Below are 25,112 nucleotides of genomic sequence, written 5' to 3'. Positions count from 1 at the left end.
AGCTTCCTGGGCCCGAACTGGAGTCGCGACCGCAACCGAGACGATGGTGGCGAGAGCGAATTGTGCGGTGCGGGGGTGTGCGTGGCTCATCATGCGACCACCACCTCGCGGAACATGCCGGCCGCCATATGGTAGAGCAGGTGGCAGTGGAACGCCCATCGGCCCATCGCATCGGCCGTCACGCGGAAGCTGACGCGCTGGGCGGGCTGGACGACTACGGTATGCTTGCGCACCCGAAACTTGCCATCCGGGCCTTCGACATCGCTCCACATTCCGTGGAGATGCATCGGATGGGACATCATCGTGTCGTTCACCAACGTGACGCGAAGCCGCTCGTTCGGGCGGAAATGCAGAGGGCGCGAGTCATTGAGCTTGATCCCGTCGAGCGCCCAGATGAAGCGCTCCATATTGCCGTTGAGGTGGAGTTCGATCTCGCGTTCCGGCTCGCGGGGATCGGGATCGCCGTTCGGCGTGCGCAGGTCCGCCAGCGTCAGAACGCGCCAGGGGCGGTCACGCAAGCCGGCGCCGGGATCGTCGAGATTTCTGCGGGGATAATCGACCCGCATGTCGGTGTTCGCGCCATATTCAGTGCGGGCGTGCCGGGCCTTGGGCGGCATTTCGGCCATCCCATGTCCGGCGTGTTCGCCGCCGTCCATCGCGGCCATTGCACCCATCATGTCGATTGGTTCGAGCCAGGGCCGTTCGTCGAGCGGCGGTACCGCCGCAGTCATGCCAGGCGCAGGCGCGATCGTGCCGCGGGCATAGCCGGTCCGGTCGATCGACTGAGCGAAGATCGTATGGGCTTCAGCGTCGGGCATGGTGAACTCGGCATCGTAGGTCTCGCCGGGGCCGATGCGAAACTCGTCGACCGTAACCGGTTCGACAGGTTGCCCGTCGGTCGCGACGATGGTCAGCGCGACCCCCGGAATCCGTACGTCGAAAAAGGTCGCGGTCCCCGCACAGATGAAGCGCAGCCGGACCCGCTCGCCGGGCGCGGCGATGCCGGTCCAGTTGCCCGCAGGCGGCGTCCCGTTCATGAGGTAGGTGTAAGTCGCCGCCGAGACGTCGCTGTAATCGGTCGGGCTCATCCGCGCGCCATTCCACATCGCCCGCCGATCGAGCGCCTTGCCGAGCCCCAGTTGGCGTACGTCCTTGAGGAAGTCGCCCGCCGTCGGCTGCGCGAAATTGTAGTAGCTGCTCAGCTTCTTGAGGTTGGTGAAGATCTGCAATGGCGGTTCGTCAGACCAGTCGCTGAGGATCACCGTATAGTCCCGATCCGGCGCGGCGACGGGCCCACGCGGTTCGACGACGATCGCGCCATAAAGGCCGGTCTGCTCGGCAAGCGTGTGGGCATGATACCAGTAAGTGCCCGATTGGCGCAGCTCGAAGCGGTAAGTGAAGGTCTCGCCGGGCGCGATGCCGGCGAAGCTGATGCCCGGCACGCCGTCCATCTCGGCCGGAAGGATGATGCCGTGCCAATGGATGCTCGACATCTCCTTGAGGCTGTTGCGTACGCGCAGCGTAACCGTGTCGCCTTCCAGCAGCCGGAGAACCGGCGCGGGCACGGCCCCGTTCACCGCAGTCGCGACCCGGCGCTTGCCGGTGAAATTGACCGGCAGCTCGGCGATCTCAAGGTCGAACTCGGTGCCGCGCAGCTCTGCCGCCGAAGCGGCAGTGGACCGTGCGAGAAGCGCCGGGGTGAAGCCTGCAACCGCACCGCCGACCGCCAGACCCTGGACGAAATGGCGCCGCGCGATAGGCAGGCTGTGGAAAGGAAGCATGGACAGTATCTTTCGCGAATGATGGGATCACGCCAGATCGAGAACGATCCGGCCTTCGATGTCGCCGTGACGCATGCGCGAGAAGACATCGTTGATGTTCTCGAGCTTCTCCGCATGCACGGTTGCGTGGACCTTGCCCTCGCCGGCGAAGGTCAGCGCTTCGAGAAGGTCGAGCCTGGTGCCGACGATCGAGCCGCGCACGGTGATACCGTTGAGAACGGTGTCGAAGATTGACAGCGGAAAGTCGCCTGGCGGCAGACCGTTGAGCGCCACCGTGCCACCACGGCGGACCATGCCGAGCGCCTGCTGGAACGCTGTGGGCGAGACCGCAGTGACCAGCGCGCCATGCGCGCCGCCGATCGCCTTCTTGAGGGCCGCCGAAGGAATCTCATCGCACGCGTTGATCGTCAGCGTGGCACCGAGACGAGATGCGAGATCGAGCTTGCGATCGTCGATGTCGACCGCCGCCACGTTGAGGCCCATCGCACGGGCATATTGCACGGCCATGTGGCCAAGCCCCCCGATTCCGGAGATCACAACCCATTGACCCGGCTTCGCCTCGGTGGCCTTGAGGCCTTTGTAGACGTTGACGCCCGCGCAGAGGATCGGCGCGATGTCGAGAAAATCGACATTGTCGGGCAGGTGGCCGACATAGTTCGGGTCGGCGAGGACATATTCGGCGAAGCTGCCGTTGACCGAATAGCCGGTGTTTTGCTGACTTTCGCACAGCGTTTCCCAGCCGCCCAGGCAATGTACGCAGTGGCCGCAGGCTGTGTACAGCCAGGGCACGCCGACGCGGTCGCCTTCCTTGACGTGGGTGACGTCCGATCCGACCGCGGCGACATGGCCGACGCCCTCATGGCCCGGAATGAACGGCGGGTTGGGCTTGACCGGCCAATCGCCCTCGGCGGCATGCAGATCGGTATGGCACACGCCGGTCGCCGCGATCTTGACGAGTATCTGACCAGGACCGACCACTGGGATCGGCGCCTCCTCGATGACCAGCGGCTGGCCGAATTCGCGGACGACTGCCGCCTTCATGGTTTTCGCCATGTCTGCTTCTCCATCAGAAGGAAGGTCAGAACAGGCCGAGAGCGCGCTCGTCGTAAGAGACGAGCAGGTTCTTGGTCTGCTGGTAATGGTCGAGCATCGCCTTGTGGTTTTCGCGCCCGAAGCCCGACGCCTTGTATCCGCCGAAAGCGGCGTGGGCGGGATATTGGTGATAGCAGTTGGTCCAGACCCGGCCGGCCTCAATCGCGCGGCCCAGCCGGTAAGCAGTGTTGCCGTTGCGGGTCCAGACACCAGCACCCAGGCCGTAGGCGGTGTCGTTGGCGATCGCGATCGCTTCCTCGACCGTCTTGAAGGTCGTCACCGCCAGGACCGGACCGAAGATCTCCTCCTGGAAGATGCGCATGTGGTTCTGGCCCACGAACACGGTCGGTTGGACGAAGAAGCCCTTGTTCAAGTCACCCCCGGGCAGCGCGCGCGCACCGCCGGTCAGGCACTGCGCGCCCTCGGCCTTGCCGACGTCGATATAGCCAAGGATCTTGTGGAGCTGGTCCTCGGAGGCCTGGGCGCCGATCTGGGTCGCGGGGTCGAGTGGATCGCCCTGGCGGATCGCGGCGACGCGCGCGACCGCACGCTCGATGAAGCGATCAAAGATCGATTCGTGCACCAGCGCGCGCGACGGACAGGTACAGACCTCGCCCTTGTTGAATGCGAACAGCGTGAAGCCCTCGATCGCCTTGGCGAGGAACGCGTCGTCCTCATTGAGGACATCCGCCATGAAGATGTTGGGTGACTTGCCGCCAAGCTCCATCGTCTGCGGAATCAGGTGATTCGCGGCAGCGTGCATGATCTGCTTGCCGGTCACGGTCTCGCCGGTGAACGAGACCTTGGCGATCCGCGGATTGGCGGCGATCGCCTGACCGACGGTCCGGCCTGGTCCGGTCACCACATTGAGCACGCCCGGGGGCAGGATATCTGCGGTCAGCTCGGCCAACATCAGCAGCGTGAGCGGCGTCTGTGAAGCCGGCTTGATGACCGTGCAGTTGCCGGCGGCAAGCGCCGGGGCGATCTTCCATGCCGCCATCAGCAGCGGGAAGTTCCTTGGGATGATCTGGCCAACGACGCCGAGCGGCTCGCGGAAATGATAGGCGATGGTGTCGGCGTCGATCGTCGAGATCGTGCCTTCTTCCGCCCGGATGCAGCCGGCGAAATAACGAAAATGGTCGATCGCGAGCGGCACGTCGGCGGCGCGCGTCTCGCGGATCGGTTTGCCGTTGTCGATCGTCTCGGCAAGCGCCAGCAGTTCAAGATTGTGTTCCAGACGGTCGGCGATCCTGTTGAGCAGCGTTGCGCGCTCGGCCGGCGCAAGCCTCGCCCATTGGTCCTTGGCGGAGTGGGCAGCGTCGAGCGCGCGCTCGACATCTTCGGTGGTAGAGAGGGCGAACTCGGCGATCAGCGCGCCGTTGATCGGGCTCGTGTCGGCGAAATATTGGCCTGTGGAAGGCGGGCTCCAGCGCCCGGCGATGAAATTGTCGTAGCGATGCCGGAAAGTTGGCGCGGCATTGATTGTCTCGATGGCCTGTTCGAACATGATCCCGGTCCTTGTGTTGTCCTCGTCAAGTGTGTGCGTGACGGCCAAGCGCGGCCCTTGCGGCAGGATCCGGTTACCCCGTTCGCCCGCCGCCTATCGAGCATCGCTTGCACTCAGGGTTTGTCCCGCGATTTGAGTCTGACGGGAGCGCGCGTGGTCCTAGCGATACATGGCGCAAATCCGGCCCTTTGCGGCGAAAGGGGGGCAAGAACGGCCCGCCGCCGGGGGCGGGGCGGCGGGCCGTCAGCTCCGGGGAGCGGAGTCTACATGTCATTCATCGGCATCGGTTTGTCCGAGGGCATCGCCATGGGCTTGTCCGCTGGCTTCATGCCTTTGCTCGGGCAACAATCCTTGCCCGGCTTCATCGGCATGCCCGCCTTGCCGCCTTGCGCCGCCATGCCGCCCATACCTTGTTGCTGCATGCCCTGCTGCTGCATGCCCTGCATGCCCATCTGGTGGTCCTGCATCATTTGATCGTGCATCTGCTGCCCGCCGTGATCCATGCCCTGCTGGTGCGCATGGTCCTGAGCGGCCGTGGTCGACGGCGGCGGCGGGGCGACAGGCGCTTTGGGTGATGCTGTGGGCTTTGGGGCCGTGACCGCAGGCATGTCGGCCGGCAGTTCGTCGGCCATCACATAGGCTACGCCGCCGACACTGGTGAGCAAGCCGAAAACAGTAAGATAGATGGCTTTCCGGGTCATTTCGCGTCTCCGCTAAACTGGCGATACTCTTGCGTTTTTCTCGCCGCTTCTTGGCTCTGCAATGGGACCACCCGCCGCTTGAAACTATACGTAGTTTGCGAAGCGCCCCGTTCAGTCGGCCATCGCGGCCATATGGCGGCAGCCTTCCGCACACCGTCTACAGGCTTCAGCGCAATGGGTCAGCTGCGGGTCGTCACGCCGCTGCTCGCATTCGCGAGCGCACTGGTCGCAAGCGTCCGCACAATCGCTCAGGAGCGTGAGCAGCGGGGCGCTGGCCGGCGATCGGCTCGAGCTTGCGACATAGTTCGCCGTCTCCAAACACATGGCATGCGACGCGGCGCAAAGATCGATGCAGTCCTTCATCGGCATCGCCATTGCTGCGGCGTGCCCCGAACCATCGCTTGCGACAGCGCCGCTTGCCACTCCTGAAGCGAGAAGCGCCGTACCGCTCGCCAACAGGGTTCTGCGTTCGATCATCCTTACCTCCATCATGAACCGTTTGGATCGATCCCGGGATTCTCCCCGCAGCCGGGTTGGCCACCGCTACCTGCGGCAAGCGAGCGATGACGCGCCATGACGGTATCCTGCCAGGGCCAATGGCCATTGATCTCGACACCGAGCGAGATGCTGAGGAACGTGCGCACCAGGACCAGCCCGGCCAGTACGACCAGGTCGGCGATTGTCGGGTTGATCACCAGCGATTTGACGATGTCGCCTGCGACCAGGAATTCGAGACCCAGAAGAATGCTGCGCCCCAGCGTCGAACGGAAGGCGAGATAGGCGCGCGACCGGTCGCTCCCTCGAAACGCCCGGAGAAACACGCCACTGGCATAGGCCGCGCCGACCAGGATGACCAAGGTGCCGGCCAGATCCAGAACGACGACGGCCAGGTGGAAAAACTGGCTTAGCCAGGGCGCGTTAATGGTGATCATACCACCCCCGGCGCCGGATGTTGTTGAAGCTGTCGGTGGTATGGCAGGAATAGCACTGATCGACCCGGGCCTTCTCGCGTGCGGCCCGCTGCGAAACCATGCTGAAGTGTTCCATATAGTGGCTGGGAGGCGCTTTGTGACACTCGACGCACTGCGTCGAATTGGTCGAAGGGTGGCGATAGCTGGCAATCGTCCACGAATCGGTGCTGTGGCAGGTGGCGCAATCGGCGCCGAACAGCCCGAGATGCTTGTCCCTGATCGAATGGCAGCTCGCACAATCGAGCGTCGCACCGGACGTCGCCAGGGGTTTGCGGGATTGCATTTGCAGAGCCGGGCCGCTCCAGTTCTTCGGATCGAGCAACGCGGCGTGGCTCATTTGGACAATCCCCTGATTGCCCTGATGCTCGACATGGCAGGAACTGCATTGCGTGGCCTGGGAATGGAACATGGTCGATTGCTTGTCCCCGAACTCGGTTCCGGCGTGGCATGACAGGCAGGTCTTCGCCTCAACTCCCTTGAGGGGCGTGTGGCAGCTGGCGCATTGTCCGGCCAGCGACCGGTGGGCGCTCGACAAGGGTCCGGGAGCGACAAAACGCTCCACAATCCCGGCCTCGGAAGGCGCGTTCGTGCGCAAGGCCAATGGCGCACCCACCAGCAGAGCCACGGTCGCGAGAACGAAGAGCCAAAAAAGGAGGCGCGCAAACCTCATATCCAGCGCAATCCGAAATAGATCGCGGCGCCGATGTGGACGACAAGGACGGCGTAGAGAATGCAGCCGACCACGATGTGCAGCCACCGCCACTTGCCGAACAGGGCATCGGTTGCGCTTTCCGCCCGCACCGCGAATTCCATGTCCACCATTGCTCCGGCCAGGGATTCAGCGTCCTTCGCGGCGGGATCGGCGGGCCGCTCGGCGGAGACGAACAACAATCTGTGCCAGCGGCGCAGCGGGGGCGCTTCCGCCTCCTTGGCAATGGTCGCGTCGAGGCCAAGAAGCGCCGCTTGTAGCGAGGCCAGTTCGGATTTCCGTCCGCGCAGCGCCTTAGCCAACTGGCCCAGCAAATAGCGGCCGATGTAGCCGCTCAAGACCGTCAGCAATAGCGTCCCGGTCAAGACCAATCCGGCCGGGCTCTCCAAGCTATGCGCGGCGTGGACGAGGCCGAGGATCGCGGCCAGAACCCCGGCGTAGATGTGAATCGCCAGCAGCGTCGGCTTGCTGACACGGTGCGCGGTCGCCTCGGCGATCGATTTGACGTGCTTGACCAGGACATAGGGCAAGGTCAGCAGCATCAGCACCGCAGCCGCGATGCCAATGACCCCGCCAGCCAGGCTGCCCGGGAAGCGCGGAGAGACGTGCAGCAGATATCCCAACGGGAAGAGGATCACGAACGCGACCATGAGAGCAACCAGGATATCACCGCGCTCGCGCATCAGGCTTCCACCACCAGCGGCTGTCCGGCGCTCTTCGCCTGGCACGCCAGAATGTAACCCTTTTGCTTGTCCTCCGGATCGAGACCGGTCTCGACCGCCATCGTGACTTCACCCGAGATCAGCTTGGTGACGCAGACGCCACATTCGCCAATTCTGCAGGCATAGGAAATCTCGACGCCGGCGTCTTCGGCGGCTTCCAGCACAGTCTCCTCTGCGGACAGCGGGGCCGAGACGCCCGAGACCGCAAAGGTCACCGTTGTTGGCGCCACGGCATCCTTGCGCTTCGTGCGTGCCGCCGCCGGACGCTCTTTCGTTTCGATCTCAGCCGCGTTGTCCGGCAAGGAGGCAGGGCCAAATGCCTCGGTGTGCAACTGCGCCTCGGGCACGCCAAGCTCCGCGAGCTGCGCGCGCATTGCCGCCATCATGCCGGGGGGACCGCACAGGTGGACCCGGCGCTTGGCTATGTCCGGCACAGCGGCGCGCAGCATTTCCAGGGTGATCGGCCCTTCCGGCCCAAGCCAGACGGTGCCCGCGGAGCGTTGCATTGCGGCCATCACATGAAGGTTGGCGAAGCGTCGCTCCAGCCGTTCGAGCTCGTCGCGAAAGACGAATTCTTCGGTCGAGCGCGCGCCATAGAGGAAGAAGATCTCTCCTGGCCAGGCGATGTCGGTAAGATAGCGCAGCACCGACATCATCGGTGTGATGCCGACGCCCCCGGCGATCAGGACGATGCTCTCGGCATCGGTTCCGGTGAAGGTGAACTCACCGAAGGGGCCCGTCACCTTGAGCAGATCGCCAGTCTTGACCTCATCGTGGAGAAACTTCGAAACCGCGCCCTGTTCCTCGCGCTTGACGGTGAGTTCGACGTAGGCCCGTTGCGTCGGCGAGGAGGCGATCGTGTAGGATCTTCGCACGGCTTTGTCCGCTTGCGGGGTGACCTCCACCTGCAAGAATTGGCCCGGCAGAAAGTCGAATGGCAGGCGATCCGCGCCGGGATCGGCCAATCGGAAGGTTTGGACCGTAGGCGTCTCGCGAACGATCTGAACGACCTTTAGCTGGCCCGACCACCGTTTCGAAGGACGCAAGGCCGCAGCCGGTGGGACGTCTTGCGTCGGCACGGCGTCGCGAGCCGGGGGAAGCGATTCCGGCAGCGGTTGCCCCGAGGTCCTGGCGAGGGCGGCAACGGGCGCCGCGACCGAAGGGCCGCTCGCGGCATTCGCCGCACCCATCAGCGTCCGGACACGGCGAAGCCGGAGCACTTGCAGCGCGATTAGACTGGCGCTGACCAAGGCGAGGAAGAGCATGAGCAAGAAGTGCGAAGGCGAAAGTCCAAACAATTGCCGAGCGCTTGCATGCGCCGGATCGGCGATGCCGAGCTGGTCGCGAAACCAGGTCTGCGCCGCGATCGGAGCTTGCGCTTCGCTCGCAAGCGCGGCTTGACCGGCAGCACCGCTCTTCAGAAGATCGAGCCCTTCGCGCAACTTCTTTGCCGCATCGAGCCGGGCTTGCGGGGTCGCGGCGTGCATTGCCGCCGCGTTGGCCGCTTCGACCATTGCCAAGCCGTCTGAGACGCGCTGTTCCGCCTGGCTGGCCAGAGCCTGCTTCTCCTCGGCCGAAGTGGCTGGCAATGTCAGCAGTTTGGCGAAAAACGGACCGCGCCGGTTCGCTCCGCCATGTTCGCCTTCTCCGCCCATCATCTCCTGCATCATGTCCTGCATCATCGCGGACATGGCGCTATCGGCGGCGGGCTGGCCGCCCGGCTTGGCCCCGCCGTTGCTGCTCATGGGGGAGGGCGTAGCCATGGGCGACGGCGCGGCACCGCCTGGATGATGCGCGCTGTGCTCGTCGCCGTCCTGCGCGTGCGCCGGCATTGCCAGCGCACACGCAGCGATAGCGATCACAGCGCATCGGGGCTTCGGCATCGACATGGGGAACGCTCGATCGCCGCCTACATGTCCTGCATGCCCCCGCTTGGCATCGAACTGCTCTGGTTGGTTGGCTGCGAGTCGGGAGCCGGGGTAGCGGGGTGGTTCATTCCCGGACCCATGCGCATGCTGTCGTGATCCATCTTCTGGCGCTGGTCGGCCTCCATCCGGTTGTGCATATCGTCGGCTGCCGTGGAATTGGTCGCGTCGCTGGCTCCTGTCTCGCTTGCGGCGTCGGTGGCTGCCGCGCTGGGGGTGGCCTCTTTGTCCTTGCTGTTGCAGGCCGACAGCGCGAGGGCGCCTGCAAGCGCCAGACCGAAGCCAGTCCACGACAGTGCCTTGCGATTTAGGTAAGCCATATTCGGTCCTTTCTTTCTTGGTAATGATTAGCAATTGCCTCGCGCGAAGCGCGATCTGCGGCGCCGCGTTGCACATCTTCCCGCCTGAAAACCGACCCACAGGGGCTGGGCTTCGTCTAGCGGCGTTGCGGCGACCAGGCTGGTCAGGAACGTTACGACTTCCGAGAGCCACTCGACATTGTCCCTCGCGGCGTCGAGCTTCGCGCGCGTGACGCCGAGCAGCGTCTCGATCCGATCGCGGTTTGCTGTCGATGCTTCGAGCAAATCGCGGGTCTGTTCGAGGCTGAAGCCCGCTTCGTGGACGTGGCGAATGCATTGCAGCCGCTCGAGGTCGTCGTCGCTGTAGACCCGGTAGCCTGCGCCATTTCTGACCACCGCAGGCAACAGGCCGATGCGTTCGTAATGGCGAACCGCATCGCGGCCCACGCCGGCGGCTGCGGCGAACTCTCCTATCTTCAATCCTGCCATGGCATCCATCCCAATGTGGCTGGCCGGGCGCTGCATCTTGTGTGCAGGCGGTTTCCGCTTGGAACCGTTGTTGGGCGTCCCGGCCGTGCAGCGCCTCGCACGGGGAGTAGGGGTCGTTGGCCCTCCGGTGGGAAAGGCCAACGTGCCCATAGACCGCCGCCGCGCGCGCGGCTGGCCGCGCTTAGTGACTGCGCTGCAGTTCGACGATATCGTTGCGAGCCGGCTTGCCGCTGACGACGGTGACGTGGGCGAAATGGTCGTCGAAAACGTGATCGATCCTGACTTCGCCGACCTCCTTGCGGTGAAAACTCGGGCCCGTGCCCTTTTGCGGGCCAGTATGAGGGACGATCCGATAGACGTCGAGAACCTGTCCGACCTCGGCACCGTCGGCTTTGCCGATGCAAACGACTGTTCCGGTTGAACCGACTTCGACGATGGTGCCGCGCATAAACCAGGTGTGGCCGATGCCCTGCGACAGGACAGGGGTCGCGCCGAGCAAGGCAATTCCAGCGAACGCGGCGGTGAGGGACTTCTTCAACATGATCGACTCCTTCGCGAAATTTGGAGGCCGGCCCCAGGCCTAATGGGGAAGATCCTGTCTTCATTCATTGGGATAAGGACCCGCGTCCCGGCTTGACATACGTATTGGTCACATCGTCAGGCGTGGTCCGTGGCCAGCGCTATATCGCCCCAGCTGCCCAGCCGGGGAGTTTCGCAGTGCCAACCAAGTTCGCGTGCGATCCGTTCAGCCATCGTCGCCGAGGCGCTGGCTTCGCCGTGCGTCACAAAGGTCCTTCGCGGCGCCTGCGGCATGCCCGAAAGCCAGCGCATGATCTCATTGCAATCGGCATGCGCCGACAGCATCGAGAGGTTGGTCACCTCGGCAAGGACCGGCACCTCTTCGCCGAAGATCCGGATCGTCGTTGCCCCGGCAACAAGCGCGGCCCCGCGGGTTCCGGCGGCCTGAAACCCTGCGAATAGAATGAGGTTCTTGGGGTCGGGCGCGAACTGGGCGAGATGATGGACCACGCGCCCGCCCGTGGCCATGCCGCTCGCCGAGATGATGACCTTCGGATTCCGATCTGCCGTCAGGGCCTTCGATTCCTCGGATTCGCGGACGTAGTGCGCGACTGCGCAGGCCGTTTTGCATTGCTCGCGGGACAAACGGTGGCCGCCCGAGTGGGCACACATGATCTCGCTGGCGTCGATCGCCATCGGGCTATCGAGATAGACCGGCACGCCCTGCAAACGCCCAGCTTGCTTGAGCAAGGACAGGTAGTAGAGCAGCGACTGCGCCCTCCCGACCGCGAACGCCGGAATTACAACCGTCCCGCCGCGTGCAACGCAGCGTTCGATACTGTCGCCCAAAGCCAGTTCGGGCGAGAGCGCATCATGCTCACGGTCACCGTACGTGGATTCGACGATCAGATAGTCCGCTTCCGGCGGCGGTGTGGGATCGAACATGACTGCATCGTCGTAGCGGCCCAAATCCCCTGAAAAGAGAATCCTCGTGCCCTTCCAGTCGATCTCGATCGAGGCTGCGCCAAGGATATGGCCGGCGCGGCGAAAGCGCGCGGAGATGCCGGGGGCGACCTCTACAGCTGCGTCGAAAGCCACACCTTCGAAATGCTCCAGTGCGTTGAGAGCGTCATTCTGGGTGTAGAGCGGCAAGGCGGGCCGATGCCGCGAATAGCCCCGCCGGTTGGCGAACTGGGCGTCCTTCTCCTGGAGATGGCCGCTGTCCGGAAGCAGCAGCTCGCAGAGTTCGGCCGTGGCGCGCGTCGCGATGACCCGCCCTTTCCAGCCATTGCGAACCAGGCGCGGGATCGCTCCGGAATGATCGAGGTGCGCGTGCGTGAGGAGAATGGTTTCGACGTCATCGACCTCGGGCGGAGGCGGCGCCCAATTGAGTCCCCTGAGCTCCCGGCCACCCTGGAACAGTCCGCAATCCACCAGTATTCGCGTCGAATCGTCTTCGAGAAGGTAGCGCGATCCCGTCACGGTTCCGCTGGCGCCAAAGAAACCGATCGCAAGTCCATGTCCGGACGGACGAGGCTCTACGTCAAGTCTCGCCTGCGGTTCGATGCCGGGGAGGAAATGTCCGCGGGACTTGTCCTTCGCGCGGTGCTTCTTGTGCTTGTGCATGGACGTTGCCTCCCGAAATCGTGGTTCTAGGACCGATTTTCTCTGGCGTGCGGGACGAAGGCCATACGTATTGCTCGCAGCGAATGGTCGCGCGGCGACCTAGGGCAATGTGACATCTACCTATGGCGCTATTTGCCGCGTCGCCGCAGTTGCACCAGGTCAGGGCGCTCGAACGCATGCCGGGTCTATATTCGCCTGGCGCGCTTCGAAGCGAAAAACGATGGAGAGGGGGACGGTCGGCATGCAAATCGGAATTGTCGGGCTCGGCCGCATGGGCAGCAATATCGCCCGCAGGCTGCTGGCCGCAGGGCACAGCTGCATTGCCTTCGATCTCGACCTGGCGCGGGTGGATGAAATCGCGGCAGCTGGAGCTCAAGCAGCACGTGATCTGTCCGGGCTGGTAGCAGCCCTGTCCGCGCCGCGCGTCCTCTGGATAATGCTGCCAGCCGGCTCCGCAACCGAAACGGCCATTCACACCCTGTCGGACCTCCTGTCTCCCGGCGACATCATCGTCGATGGCGGAAACACCTTCTATGAAGATGATCTTCGCCGGGCGGCCCTGCTCGCTGAAAGCGGGATCGGTTACGTCGATGTGGGCACGAGCGGCGGCATCTGGGGCCGCGAGCGCGGCTACTCGCTGATGATCGGCGGAACGCCCGAAGCGGTCTCCCATATCGATCCGATCTTCAAGGCGCTGGCGCCCGGGATCGGCGCAGCGGCACAGACGATCGGACGCCAGGGCGCAGACCAGAGGCCGGACCATGGATATGTCCATGCCGGACCCCACGGCGCCGGACACTTCGCGAAGATGGTTCACAACGCCATCGAATATGGGATGATGCAGGCGTTCGCCGAAGGCTTCGACATCCTGCGAAACGCCTCGGTCCTGGCCGATCGGACAGGCGCTCGATACGAATTCAACCTCGCGGATATCGCCGAGGTTTGGCGGCGGGGCAGTGTCGTATCCTCCTGGCTGCTCGACCTGATCGCGGGCGCTTTGGCCAAGGATGGCCAGCTGCTGCATCTCGAAGGACAGGTCGACGACTCCGGCGAGGGGCGTTGGGCCGTATCGACCGCGATCAAGCAAGGTGTTCCGGCCAATGTCCTGGCTGCCGCATTGAATGCGCGGTTCAGGTCGCGCCACGAGCATACGTTCGGCGACAAGATGCTTTCGGCCATGCGCGAGGAGTTCGGCGGTCATCGCGAGGCCATGCAGCCGCAGCTCCAAGGATCACGCGGAACCCGCCCCGAGGATATTGGAGCGCGCCGATGACCTCGAATGACGAGCCGTACTGCAGCGCCCTCACACCGCATCCCTGCGAGCATTGCTTTCCAAGCGTGCGCGCTGCGGACCTGCCCTCGTACCGTTTGGCCGCGCTGGATCAGGACTTCATTCTCGGCGATTCGATGCGCGGGGTCCGCTTTCTGCTCGAATACGAAAAAGTCGAAGAGGCTCTGCGCGCTTGGGGCGTCTTGTCGACGATTGTCGTCTTCGGCAGTGCGCGGGTCCGGGCAGGGCAAACTGGCAATGGCGGCTTCTGGTATGACGAGGCGCGCAAGTTCGGCCGACTGGCATCCGAACGCGGCGGCGCGCTCTCGCGCAACGATGGCAAACGGGTCAATGTCATCGCCACTGGGGGCGGGCCGGGGATCATGGAGGCGGCCAATCGCGGCGCGCACGATGCCTGTGCACCGACGATCGGTTTCAATATCACGCTCCCGCGCGAGCAGGCACCCAATCCCTACACCACGCCCGAGCTGACATTCCGGTTCCATTATTTTGCGATCCGCAAAATGCACCTCGCGATGCGCGCCAGCGCTCTGGTCGTATTCCCGGGCGGCTTCGGGACTTTGGACGAGATGTTCGAAATCCTGACCCTCCGCCAGACCGGAAAGGCTCCCAAGGTGCCGATCGTGCTGTTCGACCAAAGCTATTGGCAGGCAGCCATCAATCTCGATGTTTTCTGCGAGAACGGCATGATCGATCGCGCCGATCGCGAACTGTTCGCCTATGCAAATACGTCCGATGAGGTCTGGCAGGCTCTGATAAGCCTCGGCCTTGAACCCGTATCGTAGGCCTGGCCAGCGCTCCGCGGCCTGGCGCTGTCGATGCGATGCTCTTTCGTCGGCGTGATCGCCCGCGCTGTCCATTCGCGATCTACGTATAGCGCCTCTAACCCGCCCGCCGCAGAATCCCCGCGAGGCTGACCGAACCGTGGCAGCCATCAGCAAGGAAACACTGCATGAAAAGAACATCGATGATCGTCGCTGCTTTGGGACTTCTGACCGCAGGTATCGGCCCCGCCCTGGCCGACCAGATGCCTCCCGGCATGAGCGACATGCCTGCTCCAAAGCAGCAGGTGAAACCCAAGGCGAAGCCGAAGCACCCTGTCCGGCATCGGCAGCGCTCCGCGCGAACCCAGCGCGCGCCCGCCGCGGCACCTCACCCTTCGCCGTCCCCATCGCCTTCCGCCATGCCGATGAAGTCCGGCGGCTGCTGTTGAACGGCTTGCCGGCGCCATGCAGTCAAGTGAACGCTCTACGGTGAAGGGCGAAGAACGGCAGGATTCGATGCCGCACGGCAAATCACCACAGAGATTCTACCAGCACAGAGCGGCTGTAGTGGTCGATATTGCCGTCGATCCCGCAACGCTGTTCGAGCACCTGGACGATCAAGCAAAGCTGGCGTCCCACATGATGCAGTCTTCTGCAATGATGGCCGGGAGTTCGATGAAGTTCACGTTCGATCACGATCGCGGACGTATGCTGGGCTCGAGGATCGGCATGCACGGCAAGGTGCTGGGCCTTTCGCTCGAGCTGAGCGAGATCGTCACCGAACGCGATCCGCCTCGCCGCAAGGCCTGGGAAACCGAAGGCGTGCCGCGATTGCTGGTCATCGGTGCCTATCGGATGGGTTTCGACATTGCCCCCCAAGGACTCGGTTCGCGGCTGACGGTCTTCATCGACTACGATCTGCCGAATTGGCCCTGGCGCTTGTTGGGACTGATCCCTGGCCGCGCATATGCACGCTGGTGCACCCGATCCATGGCGAACGATGCAGCACACACCTTCGCCGCGTGACCGCGCGGGCAGGGGGCTCGGAACAACGCACAGGAAAAATTTGCACGACGACACCCTCACCGGTCAGGGTGTTCCTCCTGCGGATATGCCTTATTGCGGCGGGTGAAGCAGCAAGATGGCGTGCTGTCAATTGTCTGGCTTCTCCCTGGATCGCGATCCCGCTACGCCATCGCCGCCAGCAACCGATCGAGCGGCATTGTGGCGAAACGAGTGAAGCTATCGGCAACAGCGTAGGGCAACACCAAAGTCCGCCCGTGAACCATCGCACCGCAGCTGTACATGACATTGGGAACGTAACCATCCCGTTCGTCCGCATCGGCCCGCAACAACGGCTGTGTGACCCGGGCAAGCAGTTTGGCAGGATCATTTCGGTCGAGGAGGCAAGCGCCAATGCAGTAATTGCGCGCCGGTCCAACACCGTGAGTCATGAGCAACCAACCCTCGTCGATTTCGATCGGCGAGCCGCAGTTGCCCATCTGGACGAATTCCCAAGGCCAACGCGGCCGGACTATTCTTGCCCCGCCGTTCCAATCGTAAACATCGTCCGAGGCCAGGAGCCAGATGTTCTCGTTATCCTGCCGTCCGATCATCGCGTATTTCCCGTCGATCCGATCCCATATAGCAGGCGTATTTTTTCCAGGTTGCTTTGGTGAAGCTGTATGATCTGCATTCGCCTCCGAGAAACCGCTCCTCGCCAAAGTCGATCAGCGCATCGATGATGAACTGCGGGACACAGCGCTCAGCCTGTCGTAGCTGGCCGTGCCGGGTCGACTGAGCCGCGCCGCGACCGGTGAGAGAGCCCGCGCCAAATGGATTCCTGTTCATGGCGCCCCTCCTTATTCGATTGCATCGATAAGGAGATCACCGAGGAGCTCTGCAATCTTCTCGTCGTGCAGAGCTTTTTGCTCACGCATCCAGCCCAATCTTGCCTCCGCGGCATCTGCACCGCGCAGGTTTTTCGGTAGCCGAGCGAGTTGGACAGCACCTGTCAAGATCGACCTCGCCAGTTCTATATCGCCCTGCGCGAGGACCAATGCCTCCCCATTTCCAACGTCGTAACTCGGGCTGCGCCATACTGGCCACACGTCGAGCGAAGGTGCGTCGTCGCCATCCTGCCGCACCTCTTCCATGCGCCGCTTCAGATGGTCCACGAAGGGGTTGTCGCATTCCTCGTCATAATCCTGCGGCACGAAGGCATCCTCGATCTTCGTGCTCTCGAGAACGTAGGAGGCGCGAAGATCCCGCTTGCGGATCGAGATCTCCTCCTGGGTCTCCACTTCTTCCGCCTGCCAATCATGCAGGAACCTGCCGCCGAGGTGAGAGAAATGACGGCCCATTTCACCAACGGCGTCACGCCGGGCGCTGAGTTCCGCGAGCCGATTGCTGCGTTCGAGGAGGCTCTCGCGCGCGACAAGGTCGAACAGCAGCGGCGCCAGTTCGAGGATCGTTTCGCGGGTCTCATTGTAGCGCATGGCGACAAGCTCCAGCGCATTCTGCGCCGCATTCGAGATGCTGAGGTCGAGGGGCGCGCGATCGTTGAAAAAGTTGCGCGCCTGATCAGGGTCGGGAGGTGTGAAAAGGTCCGCAGGCTGGCACTTCAGGGTGCTTGCCAGTCTCTTGGCCGTCTCGGGTCGGGTCGGGCCCGCTTTCCCGTTTTCAATTCGGGTGATGGTAGCGCGGCCGACGTGGGCCGCATCGGCCAACGCTTCGGCGGTCAGTCCGGCTTCCTTACGCAGGAAGATCAATTTGTCCGGGTTGATGGTGCTCATAACGTCCTCCTGCCTCAATAATGAGCCATTCCGACGCAATAACGACAATCATCTATGCCTCATTTTCGCGGAAAGCAGGGTTACCGACCCCGAGCCAGCCCGCAGATGGATCACGCAATGAGCCAAAAGATTGGCTTCTTGATCTGTCGGGGGATCATATCTCTTCCGCGATTGATCCAATGGCTCATCAGGCGTCAGTCGGTCACATCACATCAAACTTTCACCGCCAGAAGCCGTCCTGCCTCTGCCCGTACCGGTTGTCATAGTCTTCGCGCTGGTCGTAGGCGCTCTTGCGAATACCCACCTCGACCCGCTGACCGCCGGCATTGTGGATGTGGAGATCGCGCAGATCAATCTTGTTGCGCAGCGCCCAGTCCTTCGCCTCGCGCTCGCTGCCGAAGGTTCCGGCATCTTCGTAATCGAATGCCATTTCATGCTCTCCTTGATGTGGTGATGGACGGTCTGGAAGATTGGATGCGCAGGATCATGCCGATTGCCTCTGGGGCCTGGTCGATCGGGTAGTGGCTGATTGGCGAGCCCTGAGCCGTGAAGGGTGCAGCCGCACTATTTTCCGGAAGACTTTTGCGCACGCAGCCGCCAGCGATCCGGCAGCCACTGAGGCCAGGATGGCCAAACCGAGAGCAACCCATTCCGGTCCGGGGAAAGGGCCAAGCTGGACCCCAACCGGCTCAGCGACGCCGGGAGCATCAACCCCTGTTGCCTTGATGAACCCTTCCGTTACCGGATGCGAAACGAGAGAAATTGGCTCACTTGCAGAACCTGATTCCGCACCGGACATCGCTGGATCTCGTCGTAGCATGACTCTTCTCCTATCGGCTGCGTTCGATGCTGCGTTCGGGCAGGTCGATCTGAGGTACTGACCGCAGGCTGTCCCTTGCCACATTGGGAAGCGGCGCGAGGCTGTCTCTACCGGCGCGCAGGTGTTCGGGGATCTTCGGGCTGAATTCAGCGGACGTACGCTTTCCCTTGCCCTCATCGACCTGCTTCTCGCCAAGGGTCTCTAGCGCGCTGGTCTTGTCGCCGGGGTTGCGCTCAATCTGACTGAGCAGACGGTCCTTGTCGTTGGTGACGATCGTGATGTCGTCACGCACGCGGGTCATCATCACAAGTGCAAGGCGCTGGTTGGAAAGGTTGCGAGCGGCCGAGTGCATCTCGCCGATCGCCATGTCACGGGTATCGCCCTGCGCCTGATGCATGTTCAGCGCATAGGCGAGACCCATGCGCTCGAGCATCCGGTCGTTCTGCTTGAGCTCGATGGTGTCGCCTTGGCGGTTCTCGACCGTTACGACCCCGTCCTGGATCATCAGAATCCGGGCCTCTTCGGACTTCATCAGGCCGCGAGCGGTGTCCTTTTCGTTCCAGCGGACCTTGTCACCTTCGTAGATCGTCTCCCGGTGCTTCTCTGAAAGTCGCAGGGCATCGCGCTTGTCAGCCGGGTCGATGCTGGAAGGGTCGAAGCGCTTCAGCTTGCCCTGTGCATCGCGTAGCACCACCCTCCCCTGACCATCGGTGCCTTCAACGTCATAGCGCCCGCACGCCAGCCCCCCCGGAGCGTTGGCACGCATGACCTCGAGAACCTGGCCCTTGTCGTAAGTGTTGGCATAGCGCAGCTCTTCGCGTGTCGCGTGGGCCGGTAGCAGTGTCGTCAGCTGTATGCCCTCGCCCTTCAGCGCTCCTTCGGCTTTCAGCCCCTCCTGCACCATCCGGTTGAGCGCGCCGCGTGCATCGCGCCCAGCAGAGTATATCGCTGTGCGCGCCCGATCTTCCGGCGACAGCGCTAGCCAGGTTTGCGCCGTGACCCGAAGATGATCATGCCCCGCCTCGATCACGCGCTCCCCAAGCGAAGCAAAGCTCTCCCTGAACTGGCCAGCCCTCGCAAGGCCGGCGGCTTCCTGCATGTGGGGTGTCCGCTGGCGCAGGCTGGTGTCGAGCCGGGCCATGGCCGGATTGTCCGCCTGGATGAGCGCAAAGGCTTTGCCCGCCTCGATCGAGAGCAGCTGCGCCTTGTCGCCCACCATAATGACCTTCTCGGCGCCGAGCCGGTTGGCGATGGTGAGAAGGTCGTTCATCGGCTTGTTGGCAACGAGCGAGGCTTCATCAAGGATGAGAACCTTGCCTGCGACCGCGTTGCGCGAGGCCTCGAACTGCGGCCCTGACCCATGGAGCGCACCGCGCAAATGCTGGTTGATGAACGAGGAGACCGTCTGCGCTGCGATCCCCGCTTGCAGCACTTCGCCGCCGCGACCGCGAAGCTGGGTATCGTTCCGGAGGTCGCTTACCATCTTGTTGGCAAAGGCAAGGCCGATCACCTCCCTGCCCTCCTGATGGGAGACGCTGGCGATGGCGGAAATGAGTGTCGTCTTGCCGGCGCCCGCGACCCCTTGGATCACCACCGTGCGGTCGTCACTCCCGAGCGCCAAGGTGCCAGCGGCGATCTGCTCAACGTTGAGTGGTTTGTCGCCGGCAGCCTCTCGCAGGCGTGCCGGGGCCTCGCCCATCGCAATCATGGCTGGACTGGCCCCCTTCCCTCGCGCCACGTTGTCGAGTGTCGAGCGCTCGATCATTCGGTGTTCGGGCGTGGTATACCGATCAGGCACCCCATCGATCCGGGTGCTTTTGCCTGCGAGCACCTGGCCGCCCTCCAGCAGCCGCTGCATTCGGGCTTCGACACCTTCGGCGGTTACGCCCTTGAGGCCAAGGTCGAGCGCGCTTTTCACGAGCTCGGCTCGCGTCCACGAGGTTTCCCGCTCGCCAATCATGCGAATGGCCGAAGCGGTTGCCATCTCAGTGCGCAGCTGTCTTGGGGTCAGCAGGGTCCGCGCCAGGCCATTAGTCGTGAGTTCGTCAGCCGGACGCGTATAGATTCGGGCATTCGCGCGAATGTCGTTGATCGCCTCGCGCACGCGCTCGGCGGTGCCAAGCTTGGCTTCGGCCGACAGCTGCGAGCGCGACATAGCCTGTTCGGCAAGGGCCTTGGCGTCGAAACCAAGACCTTCCGCGCGCCGCGCCCATTCTGCCTTGAGCGCCTGCTTGTCGTCGGGATTGAGCTTGGGATCGCGGGTCCGCTTGGTGATCTCGCGCATCGCTTCGGTTTCGGTCGGACTGCGACCCAACCTCTCCGCGGTTGCCAGAATGTCCTGACGCCTCTGGCTGAAGGCATCGATGACATCGCGCGGCACACCCTTGATCTCGAACTGGCCGTGCTTGCCGGTAATCTCTGTCTGGTATCCCAGCTTCTCGAGGTTGCTGCGCAGGGCCGCGTTATAGATTGAGCCTAGGACCGAATTGTTCTTCCAGATCTCGCCGTTCCAGAGCGCCTTCCACTTGCCCGCCTTGTCCTGCGTCATCGCGGCTATCACGGCATGGGTGTGGTTCTGCGGGTCGAGTTTGCGGCTCGTATCGTGCTGGAAGAGCGCGTAGACGAGGTTGCCGGTCCTGACCGGTTCGCCATTGCCATTCCGGGAATAGTCCCGCGCTTCTGCGAAGTGCTTTTCCAGATAGGCCATGACAGATTTGACCGCACTGGCTTGCGCCTCCAGAACGCGCTTGTCGCCCCCCAACTGGATCATCAGACTAGCCGACTTCGGCATCGAGAAAGTCAGGTCGATCCCGGCGCGGCGGTTGGCATTGGTATTGACGATGCTCCCGTCGGGAAGCTTGCCGTCGAGCAGCTTCTCGAAGTCGTCCTTCGAGACCTGCCCCTTGAGCCCGAGAGCCTCGGCACCCTTCCCGCCCCACTCGCTGAGCTCAGCCGGGCCATCGCCAACATAGTAGTCATCCTTGGCGAAATAGTTGGCTGCGCCTCCTGCCGATCCCACTGATGCGACCGAAAGCATGTCAGGCCCCTTCCCGAGGCGTTGACTGGAACATTGGACGAGCGGCATCGCCCAGCAGAAGCCAGGCTGGATCGACAGTGAATTTGATGCAGACAAGCGCGACGAGAGTGGCTGGCGGATCCCTGTGACCGCCTTCATAATTCTTGACCGTCTTCACCGCGATTCCAAGGTCCGAGGCGAACTCGCCCTGCGTCTTGGAAAGCGCCGCTCGCAGCGTCCGCAGCCGTAGGCCGAAGGCAACGCAGGATGCTGGTGCCGGCTTCCGGACAGTGATGTGAACCGTCATCGTTCCGGCTCCTGATCGTCATCAATCGAAGGCTCTGCGCGGCGCTTGTCCTCGGCCCCGAAGCCATGGATGTTTTCACGCTGGATCTCGCTCTCCTGGCCCGCATCCCGCGCATCCTTGTCGCGCAGCTGTTCAGTACGGTTCCGCGTGAGACCAGATCGCTCCTCGACATCCTTCAAAGCGAATTGCTGCCTCTCGCGTCTGTCCTTCTCGCCAGACTTGCTGAACTTGAAGGCGCTGTGGGGGTCGTGATCGCGCGTCGGTGGCCCAGCGCTCTCTTCCTCCTTGCGCTGTTCGCGCAGAATTCGCTCAGCCTCTTCGACGGTTCGTTCGACCGATCGCTCGATCTCCTCGCGCAGCCTTTCCGCTTCCTGCTCGGCATCGGTGCGCTCCGCATCGACGGGCTTTTCAGACCGCTGCGGCTGCCTGTCCGGACCGCTCTCCTCACCTGCCCTCATCAACATCTCTGCGGCTTCCTCGGGCGTTGGAACATAGTCTGCCGCGCGCATATCCGTGACACGAACGAAACCGGGCGCGCGCGCCTTGTAATCTTTCCAACTGAGCTCGATCCGGGCTGCCGGAAATCCGTCCGGGAACTTCACAAAGCCGTGCATCGACGGAAGGTTGGAAATGTCGTCCGGGAAGACGAGTTCGGCCACCTGGGTGCGCGGTGTGATCGTCGAAGCATCCCGGTTGCTGTTGTAGCCATAGGAATAGGCCTCATCCATCTGCCTGACCTCGCGCCGGCCAATGAACTCCGAGCAGCGCTGGGCAGTGGCCGGATCGGCCAGTTTAAGGATCAGTTTGGTGCCAGCGAGAGACGTGAGATGCGTCGCGCCATTCTCCCCGTAAGTGTCCTGCAAGGCACCGAAGGAATGCATTCCCAGAATGAAGGCACCGCCGACCCCTCGGGCGGTCTGAAGGCCGTTCTCGATGGCGGGCAGACGATGGAGCGCATGGACTTCGTCAATGAGAAACCAGGTGCGCAGATTGCGGGTCCGGCCCATGCGAAACAGAGCGTTGACGGCAATGTCCATCCACAAGGTCAGCAGCGGCCGATTAAGCACAAGGTCTGGGTGGGTCGACGTGATGAAAAGGATCGATCCTTCCTTCACATCCTCGGTCATCCACTTGTTGATCGAGAAGCCGGGCTGACCGTTGGCCGGCTCAGGCAAGAAGCGGAATACGTTGGCGTTCGCATTGAAGGTTGCCCGGATCGCTTCGGCCATTTTTGCAGCTGACGGCGACATCAACGGAGCTGCGATAGTTCCTTCGAGATAGCGGCTGATTGTTTTGAGGTCGGCGTGCATCAGGAAGTAGGCAAGCCCGCCGTTCGAGCGGATGCCGAGCTTGATCATCTTCATGCACATTTCGACAAAGATTGTGCGGGCCGACTTCTGCCAGAAATCATCGTCCGCATTGCGGCCGCTCGGGACCAGCGCGCTGGCGGCACTCATGAACTCGGCATAGTTGTCGCAATCGTTGAAGATCGACCAGGGTTGGCAACGCTGATCCATCGGATTGAGAATGAAGTCGGTGGTCTCTTCGTAGAAGCTCTCGACGAAGGTCCCGGTGAGGTCGAAGATGACGCACCGATGGCCCCGCGCGCGCGCCTGTGTGACGATCTTCTTGAGCTCGGTTGTCTTGCCTGCTCCAGTGGTGCCGATGAACATCGCGTGGCTCTGCTCGAGGCGCCAAGGGAACGGGACACCAGCCAGCCTGTAGGGTTGGTGAAGTCCGCGGCGAGTGCGGCTCTTGAGGCTCTCCTTGAGAACCGCATCGGGATCCTCTGCCGGAACCCGGGCAAGGCATTCCTTCTGGTGCTCATTCCAGTTGTACTGCTTGATCGCGGCAATGAGCACATCACGCTCGACCTTGACCGCACCGCGCTCATGGCGCTCGGTGAGAATCTCTGACCCGCGGCGTCGCGAGTAGTCAAAGAACCAGATCGTCAGCGGCACGCAAATGAAGACCGATCCCAGCATGGCTGAGACGGTCACTTGAATGGCCTTTCCCCATGCCGCCATCACGGCGGGATGAAAGGGCACCATATGCATCCGGCCCTGCACCATATCGCCCGACGGGAGGGTCAGGTTGACGGACTTCATGGGGTTCAGTCCGACCCAATTCCAGAACTCCGCAAGGACCCGCATCAGAACAAGGTTCACCTCATGGTCCTTGAAGGTGATCGCAACGAGCAGGGACAGCAGACAGAGCGTTGTCCCGGCCCATGTGTAAAGAGGGATACGCACCCCTGCCCAGGTCATCAGAATCTGATGGTGAAACAGCTGCGATCCGCGAGTGAAATTGCCGGCATTTCGCTTCACTTTTCCGCGCGCGGAGTCGTGAGTCAGCGTGACGGCTTTCTTGCTGAAACGGATGTCCTCACGCATGGTATTCACGCACGTTGCGCAGAGCCATATCGATGAGCTCGTTGACGTCCTCGGGGTATTGCCGTTCAACCAGAAGCGACAGCGCGAGCTGAGTATGCTCGAGGATCGTCAGAGCGCGTTCGGCATTGAGCGCGATGCCAAGGTTGAGGAGGGGGAGGCCAACGGCAATCGAAGCCCGGATCGCTTCAGCCCGCGAAACACCCTTGCTGGTGGCAAATGCATCCAGCTCGCGCAGCACCTCCTCGGACAGACCGATGCCGATGCCTTTGAAGACTTTACCCATGCAAACCTCACAAGGTTATGCATGGCTTGGATACCGCAGGCGCATTTATACCGTAGCCGAAACGCCATGAAAAGCGCTTTGCGATCCGAAACATGTTGCGGCGCTATCTCTCTGATTTCACATGCTTTAGACGTTCTCCGTAAGTGCCCGAAACATGTTTCGCCGATCCCCGGGGTCGCCTATTTGCGTCTAACCTCCTGCAATTAAACGTGATTCGTTCCGAAACGCCTTACGGTCAAACCGTGTTCGGTGTGCTTTCTCAGGGACTTGGCGGCTATGTGCTGAGATCAAAGGTTTGGTGGGAGTCGCATGTCGGAGGTGGCATTCCGGAAGGAAGCCAGGCCGAAGGCCGGCGTGCCCCGATATCGGAGACTGCACTGTATCGACGACGATCGGCAGTGCCCGTCTCGAAGCCTCAGCTGCGGGGTGTCATCACGATTGTCCGCGAGGGCGCAGAAGCATCAGACAAAAAAACGTCTCGATTTGACTCCACAGATGGATATCATCTGGCAATCAAACGAGACGCGAGGATTAGGCCTTATGGTGTCAAAGGTTGAACGCGAGCGCGCTGCTTTGGAAGCCGCTGAAAAGGAGTTGGCGGAGCGCAAGAAAAAGCTCGCTGAACTCGAACAGGAAGAGGCGGAGAAGCAGCTCGCCAGACTGGTGCGAAAGGTGGGGCAAGACCGGGCAATCCAGCTGCTCGAACTCGCCGTCAAAGTGAAGCCCAAAGCGGCGATCGACGCGCTGACCAAATTGGGCTGAGGGGCAGAGTGACACAAAGACCTTTGGGTGCGGCGACCCGCACCCGTTGGGCTCAATACTCGTCGTCCATTTTGCCGGTTGCGGTGTAGACGATGTCGTCGATCAGATGCAGCGGAAGCTCACCGTAGTCACCTTCCTCGATCAGCAGATATGAGCCGTCTCCGGCCTGGACCACGTGCACATCGAAGAAGGTGTGATAGGAGCGCCGTTCTGCCTGCATGATCTTCTCATCGAGTGCGATGATGTCGGTATCAATCTGGCGGATCGTGGCGGTGTCAGCTTCATAGGCTTCTGCGGTGTAGCACATCGTTGCCTCCTGTCGTTGGCGGCTCGTCCGCCA

At 62.6% G+C, this 25,112-nt stretch carries 26 protein-coding genes and 1 pseudogene; 5 read left to right on the top strand and 22 right to left on the bottom strand.

Features of this window, described 5'->3' with window-relative positions; genetic code table 11:
• Positions 1–89 precede the first annotated feature (89 nt).
• From NJ75_RS00500 to NJ75_RS00440, 13 genes are all read right to left on the bottom strand, one after another.
• Positions 90–1,781, bottom strand: coding sequence for a copper resistance system multicopper oxidase (locus tag NJ75_RS00500; RefSeq protein ID WP_039330748.1), 1,692 nt, complete (start codon positions 1,779–1,781; stop codon positions 90–92).
• Between the two features lie 27 nt (positions 1,782–1,808).
• Positions 1,809–2,834: an alcohol dehydrogenase AdhP gene (gene adhP / locus NJ75_RS00495; RefSeq protein WP_039330746.1), complete on the bottom strand. Its 1,026-nt coding sequence runs from the start codon at positions 2,832–2,834 to the stop codon at positions 1,809–1,811.
• 25 nt (positions 2,835–2,859) lie between these two features.
• Positions 2,860–4,380, bottom strand: a complete 1,521-nt coding sequence (locus NJ75_RS00490; RefSeq protein WP_052241808.1) for an aldehyde dehydrogenase family protein — start codon at positions 4,378–4,380, stop codon at positions 2,860–2,862.
• Positions 4,381–4,643: 263 nt separating this feature from the next.
• Positions 4,644–5,012 (bottom strand): hypothetical protein, encoded by a 369-nt coding sequence (locus tag NJ75_RS24170; protein ID WP_156135673.1) that lies wholly within the window; start codon positions 5,010–5,012, stop codon positions 4,644–4,646.
• A gap of 180 nt (positions 5,013–5,192) precedes the next feature.
• Positions 5,193–5,558 (bottom strand): four-helix bundle copper-binding protein, encoded by a 366-nt coding sequence (locus NJ75_RS00480; RefSeq protein ID WP_039330916.1) that lies wholly within the window; start codon positions 5,556–5,558, stop codon positions 5,193–5,195.
• Between the two features lie 11 nt (positions 5,559–5,569).
• Positions 5,570–6,013 (bottom strand): DUF1622 domain-containing protein, encoded by a 444-nt coding sequence (locus NJ75_RS00475; RefSeq protein WP_052241802.1) that lies wholly within the window; start codon positions 6,011–6,013, stop codon positions 5,570–5,572.
• Complete coding sequence (locus NJ75_RS00470; protein ID WP_232824572.1) at positions 6,000–6,677, bottom strand: cytochrome c3 family protein; 678 nt, start codon at positions 6,675–6,677, stop codon at positions 6,000–6,002. Before NJ75_RS00470 ends, NJ75_RS00475 begins: the two co-directional genes overlap by 14 nt.
• Positions 6,678–6,718: 41 nt before the next feature.
• Positions 6,719–7,444 carry a hypothetical protein gene (locus NJ75_RS00465; protein WP_039330914.1) on the bottom strand — a complete coding sequence of 242 codons (726 nt, stop codon included), beginning with the start codon at positions 7,442–7,444 and terminating at the stop codon, positions 6,719–6,721.
• Positions 7,444–9,366, bottom strand: coding sequence for an FAD-binding oxidoreductase (locus NJ75_RS00460; RefSeq protein ID WP_407668279.1), 1,923 nt, complete (start codon positions 9,364–9,366; stop codon positions 7,444–7,446). Before NJ75_RS00460 ends, NJ75_RS00465 begins: the two co-directional genes overlap by 1 nt.
• Before the next feature lie 26 nt (positions 9,367–9,392).
• Positions 9,393–9,728 carry a hypothetical protein gene (locus NJ75_RS00455; RefSeq protein ID WP_039330740.1) on the bottom strand — a complete coding sequence of 112 codons (336 nt, stop codon included), beginning with the start codon at positions 9,726–9,728 and terminating at the stop codon, positions 9,393–9,395.
• A 27-nt stretch (positions 9,729–9,755) separates the two neighbouring features.
• Positions 9,756–10,196 carry a MerR family transcriptional regulator gene (locus NJ75_RS00450; protein WP_137775970.1) on the bottom strand — a complete coding sequence of 147 codons (441 nt, stop codon included), beginning with the start codon at positions 10,194–10,196 and terminating at the stop codon, positions 9,756–9,758.
• 181 nt (positions 10,197–10,377) lie between these two features.
• Entirely contained in the window at positions 10,378–10,737 is a 360-nt protein-coding gene (locus tag NJ75_RS00445; protein WP_039330738.1) for a hypothetical protein, read from the bottom strand.
• 116 nt (positions 10,738–10,853) lie between these two features.
• Positions 10,854–12,341: an MBL fold metallo-hydrolase RNA specificity domain-containing protein gene (locus NJ75_RS00440; protein ID WP_082013213.1), complete on the bottom strand. Its 1,488-nt coding sequence runs from the start codon at positions 12,339–12,341 to the stop codon at positions 10,854–10,856.
• Positions 12,342–12,528: 187 nt separating this feature from the next.
• Here NJ75_RS00440 and gnd point away from each other — a divergent pair, with 187 nt between their 5' ends.
• The 4 genes from gnd (at position 12,529) to NJ75_RS00425 (ending at position 15,422) form a co-directional block, all read left to right on the top strand.
• Complete coding sequence (gene gnd, locus NJ75_RS00435; protein WP_269078563.1) at positions 12,529–13,614, top strand: phosphogluconate dehydrogenase (NAD(+)-dependent, decarboxylating); 1,086 nt, start codon at positions 12,529–12,531, stop codon at positions 13,612–13,614.
• On the top strand, positions 13,611–14,417 hold the full coding sequence (locus NJ75_RS00430) for an LOG family protein (RefSeq protein WP_082013211.1): 807 nt from the start codon (positions 13,611–13,613) through the stop codon (positions 14,415–14,417). The genes gnd and NJ75_RS00430 overlap by 4 nt, the downstream gene beginning before the upstream one ends.
• Positions 14,418–14,584: 167 nt before the next feature.
• Entirely contained in the window at positions 14,585–14,845 is a 261-nt protein-coding gene (locus NJ75_RS24165; RefSeq protein ID WP_156135672.1) for a hypothetical protein, read from the top strand.
• Positions 14,846–14,885: 40 nt separating this feature from the next.
• Positions 14,886–15,422 (top strand): SRPBCC family protein, encoded by a 537-nt coding sequence (locus tag NJ75_RS00425; protein WP_196490602.1) that lies wholly within the window; start codon positions 14,886–14,888, stop codon positions 15,420–15,422.
• A gap of 161 nt (positions 15,423–15,583) precedes the next feature.
• Here the strand turns inward: NJ75_RS00425 and NJ75_RS00420 are convergent.
• The 8 genes and pseudogenes from NJ75_RS00420 to NJ75_RS00390 form a co-directional block, all read right to left on the bottom strand.
• Positions 15,584–16,033: pseudogene (locus tag NJ75_RS00420) on the bottom strand (glycoside hydrolase family 130 protein); the annotation flags it as partial.
• On the bottom strand, positions 15,993–16,247 hold the full coding sequence (locus NJ75_RS24160) for a hypothetical protein (RefSeq protein ID WP_137775971.1): 255 nt from the start codon (positions 16,245–16,247) through the stop codon (positions 15,993–15,995). The gene NJ75_RS24160 and the pseudogene NJ75_RS00420, both read right to left, overlap by 41 nt.
• 11 nt (positions 16,248–16,258) lie before the next feature.
• The gene (locus NJ75_RS00415) at positions 16,259–17,239 is read right to left on the bottom strand and encodes a helix-turn-helix transcriptional regulator (RefSeq protein WP_156135671.1); all 981 of its coding nucleotides are present in this window, start codon (positions 17,237–17,239) and stop codon (positions 16,259–16,261) included.
• A gap of 172 nt (positions 17,240–17,411) precedes the next feature.
• On the bottom strand, positions 17,412–17,621 hold the full coding sequence (locus tag NJ75_RS00410; RefSeq protein ID WP_039330732.1) for a hypothetical protein: 210 nt from the start codon (positions 17,619–17,621) through the stop codon (positions 17,412–17,414).
• Between the two features lie 400 nt (positions 17,622–18,021).
• A complete protein-coding gene (mobF, locus tag NJ75_RS00405; RefSeq protein WP_039330730.1) occupies positions 18,022–21,048 on the bottom strand; it encodes a MobF family relaxase in 3,027 nt (1,008 codons plus the stop codon).
• Between the two features lies 1 nt (position 21,049).
• Positions 21,050–21,334: a helix-turn-helix domain-containing protein gene (locus tag NJ75_RS00400; protein WP_052241798.1), complete on the bottom strand. Its 285-nt coding sequence runs from the start codon at positions 21,332–21,334 to the stop codon at positions 21,050–21,052.
• A complete protein-coding gene (locus tag NJ75_RS00395; RefSeq protein WP_236727030.1) occupies positions 21,331–23,442 on the bottom strand; it encodes a type IV secretion system DNA-binding domain-containing protein in 2,112 nt (703 codons plus the stop codon). The genes NJ75_RS00400 and NJ75_RS00395 overlap by 4 nt, the downstream gene beginning before the upstream one ends.
• Before the next feature lie 277 nt (positions 23,443–23,719).
• A complete protein-coding gene (locus tag NJ75_RS00390) occupies positions 23,720–24,010 on the bottom strand; it encodes a ribbon-helix-helix domain-containing protein (RefSeq protein ID WP_022675496.1) in 291 nt (96 codons plus the stop codon).
• Between the two features lie 495 nt (positions 24,011–24,505).
• Here NJ75_RS00390 and NJ75_RS00385 point away from each other — a divergent pair, with 495 nt between their 5' ends.
• Positions 24,506–24,772 carry a hypothetical protein gene (locus NJ75_RS00385; protein WP_137775973.1) on the top strand — a complete coding sequence of 89 codons (267 nt, stop codon included), beginning with the start codon at positions 24,506–24,508 and terminating at the stop codon, positions 24,770–24,772.
• Positions 24,773–24,824: 52 nt separating this feature from the next.
• Here NJ75_RS00385 and NJ75_RS00380 read toward each other — a convergent pair whose 3' ends face one another.
• Positions 24,825–25,079 carry a hypothetical protein gene (locus NJ75_RS00380; protein ID WP_052241794.1) on the bottom strand — a complete coding sequence of 85 codons (255 nt, stop codon included), beginning with the start codon at positions 25,077–25,079 and terminating at the stop codon, positions 24,825–24,827.
• Positions 25,080–25,112 lie beyond the last annotated feature (33 nt).

It is taken from the genome of Novosphingobium subterraneum (assembly GCF_000807925.1).
Taxonomy (GTDB): domain Bacteria; phylum Pseudomonadota; class Alphaproteobacteria; order Sphingomonadales; family Sphingomonadaceae; genus Novosphingobium; species Novosphingobium subterraneum.
The sequence above is the reverse complement of the archived record's forward strand: the minus strand, read 5'-3'. Positions and strand labels throughout refer to the sequence as shown.

What these genes read in the sequence shown, in the direction of transcription:
- NJ75_RS00500 (WP_039330748.1), bottom strand. Translation starts at nt 1,781, where the DNA reads ATGCTTCCTTTCCACAGCCTGCCTATCGCGCGGCGCCATTTCGTCCAG.
- adhP (WP_039330746.1), bottom strand. Translation starts at nt 2,834, where the DNA reads ATGGCGAAAACCATGAAGGCGGCAGTCGTCCGCGAATTCGGCCAGCCG.
- NJ75_RS00490 (WP_052241808.1), bottom strand. Translation starts at nt 4,380, where the DNA reads ATGTTCGAACAGGCCATCGAGACAATCAATGCCGCGCCAACTTTCCGG.
- NJ75_RS24170 (WP_156135673.1), bottom strand. Translation starts at nt 5,012, where the DNA reads ATGGCCGACGAACTGCCGGCCGACATGCCTGCGGTCACGGCCCCAAAG.
- NJ75_RS00480 (WP_039330916.1), bottom strand. Translation starts at nt 5,558, where the DNA reads ATGATCGAACGCAGAACCCTGTTGGCGAGCGGTACGGCGCTTCTCGCT.
- NJ75_RS00475 (WP_052241802.1), bottom strand. Translation starts at nt 6,013, where the DNA reads ATGATCACCATTAACGCGCCCTGGCTAAGCCAGTTTTTCCACCTGGCC.
- NJ75_RS00465 (WP_039330914.1), bottom strand. Translation starts at nt 7,444, where the DNA reads ATGCGCGAGCGCGGTGATATCCTGGTTGCTCTCATGGTCGCGTTCGTG.
- NJ75_RS00460 (WP_407668279.1), bottom strand. Translation starts at nt 9,366, where the DNA reads ATGCCGAAGCCCCGATGCGCTGTGATCGCTATCGCTGCGTGTGCGCTG.
- NJ75_RS00455 (WP_039330740.1), bottom strand. Translation starts at nt 9,728, where the DNA reads ATGGCTTACCTAAATCGCAAGGCACTGTCGTGGACTGGCTTCGGTCTG.
- NJ75_RS00450 (WP_137775970.1), bottom strand. Translation starts at nt 10,196, where the DNA reads ATGGCAGGATTGAAGATAGGAGAGTTCGCCGCAGCCGCCGGCGTGGGC.
- NJ75_RS00445 (WP_039330738.1), bottom strand. Translation starts at nt 10,737, where the DNA reads ATGTTGAAGAAGTCCCTCACCGCCGCGTTCGCTGGAATTGCCTTGCTC.
- NJ75_RS00440 (WP_082013213.1), bottom strand. Translation starts at nt 12,341, where the DNA reads ATGCACAAGCACAAGAAGCACCGCGCGAAGGACAAGTCCCGCGGACAT.
- NJ75_RS00430 (WP_082013211.1), top strand. Translation starts at nt 13,611, where the DNA reads ATGACCTCGAATGACGAGCCGTACTGCAGCGCCCTCACACCGCATCCC.
- NJ75_RS24165 (WP_156135672.1), top strand. Translation starts at nt 14,585, where the DNA reads ATGAAAAGAACATCGATGATCGTCGCTGCTTTGGGACTTCTGACCGCA.
- NJ75_RS24160 (WP_137775971.1), bottom strand. Translation starts at nt 16,247, where the DNA reads ATGAACAGGAATCCATTTGGCGCGGGCTCTCTCACCGGTCGCGGCGCG.
- NJ75_RS00410 (WP_039330732.1), bottom strand. Translation starts at nt 17,621, where the DNA reads ATGGCATTCGATTACGAAGATGCCGGAACCTTCGGCAGCGAGCGCGAG.
- mobF (WP_039330730.1), bottom strand. Translation starts at nt 21,048, where the DNA reads ATGCTTTCGGTCGCATCAGTGGGATCGGCAGGAGGCGCAGCCAACTAT.
- NJ75_RS00400 (WP_052241798.1), bottom strand. Translation starts at nt 21,334, where the DNA reads ATGACGGTTCACATCACTGTCCGGAAGCCGGCACCAGCATCCTGCGTT.
- NJ75_RS00395 (WP_236727030.1), bottom strand. Translation starts at nt 23,442, where the DNA reads ATGAAGTCCGTCAACCTGACCCTCCCGTCGGGCGATATGGTGCAGGGC.
- NJ75_RS00390 (WP_022675496.1), bottom strand. Translation starts at nt 24,010, where the DNA reads ATGGGTAAAGTCTTCAAAGGCATCGGCATCGGTCTGTCCGAGGAGGTG.
- NJ75_RS00385 (WP_137775973.1), top strand. Translation starts at nt 24,506, where the DNA reads ATGGATATCATCTGGCAATCAAACGAGACGCGAGGATTAGGCCTTATG.
- NJ75_RS00380 (WP_052241794.1), bottom strand. Translation starts at nt 25,079, where the DNA reads ATGTGCTACACCGCAGAAGCCTATGAAGCTGACACCGCCACGATCCGC.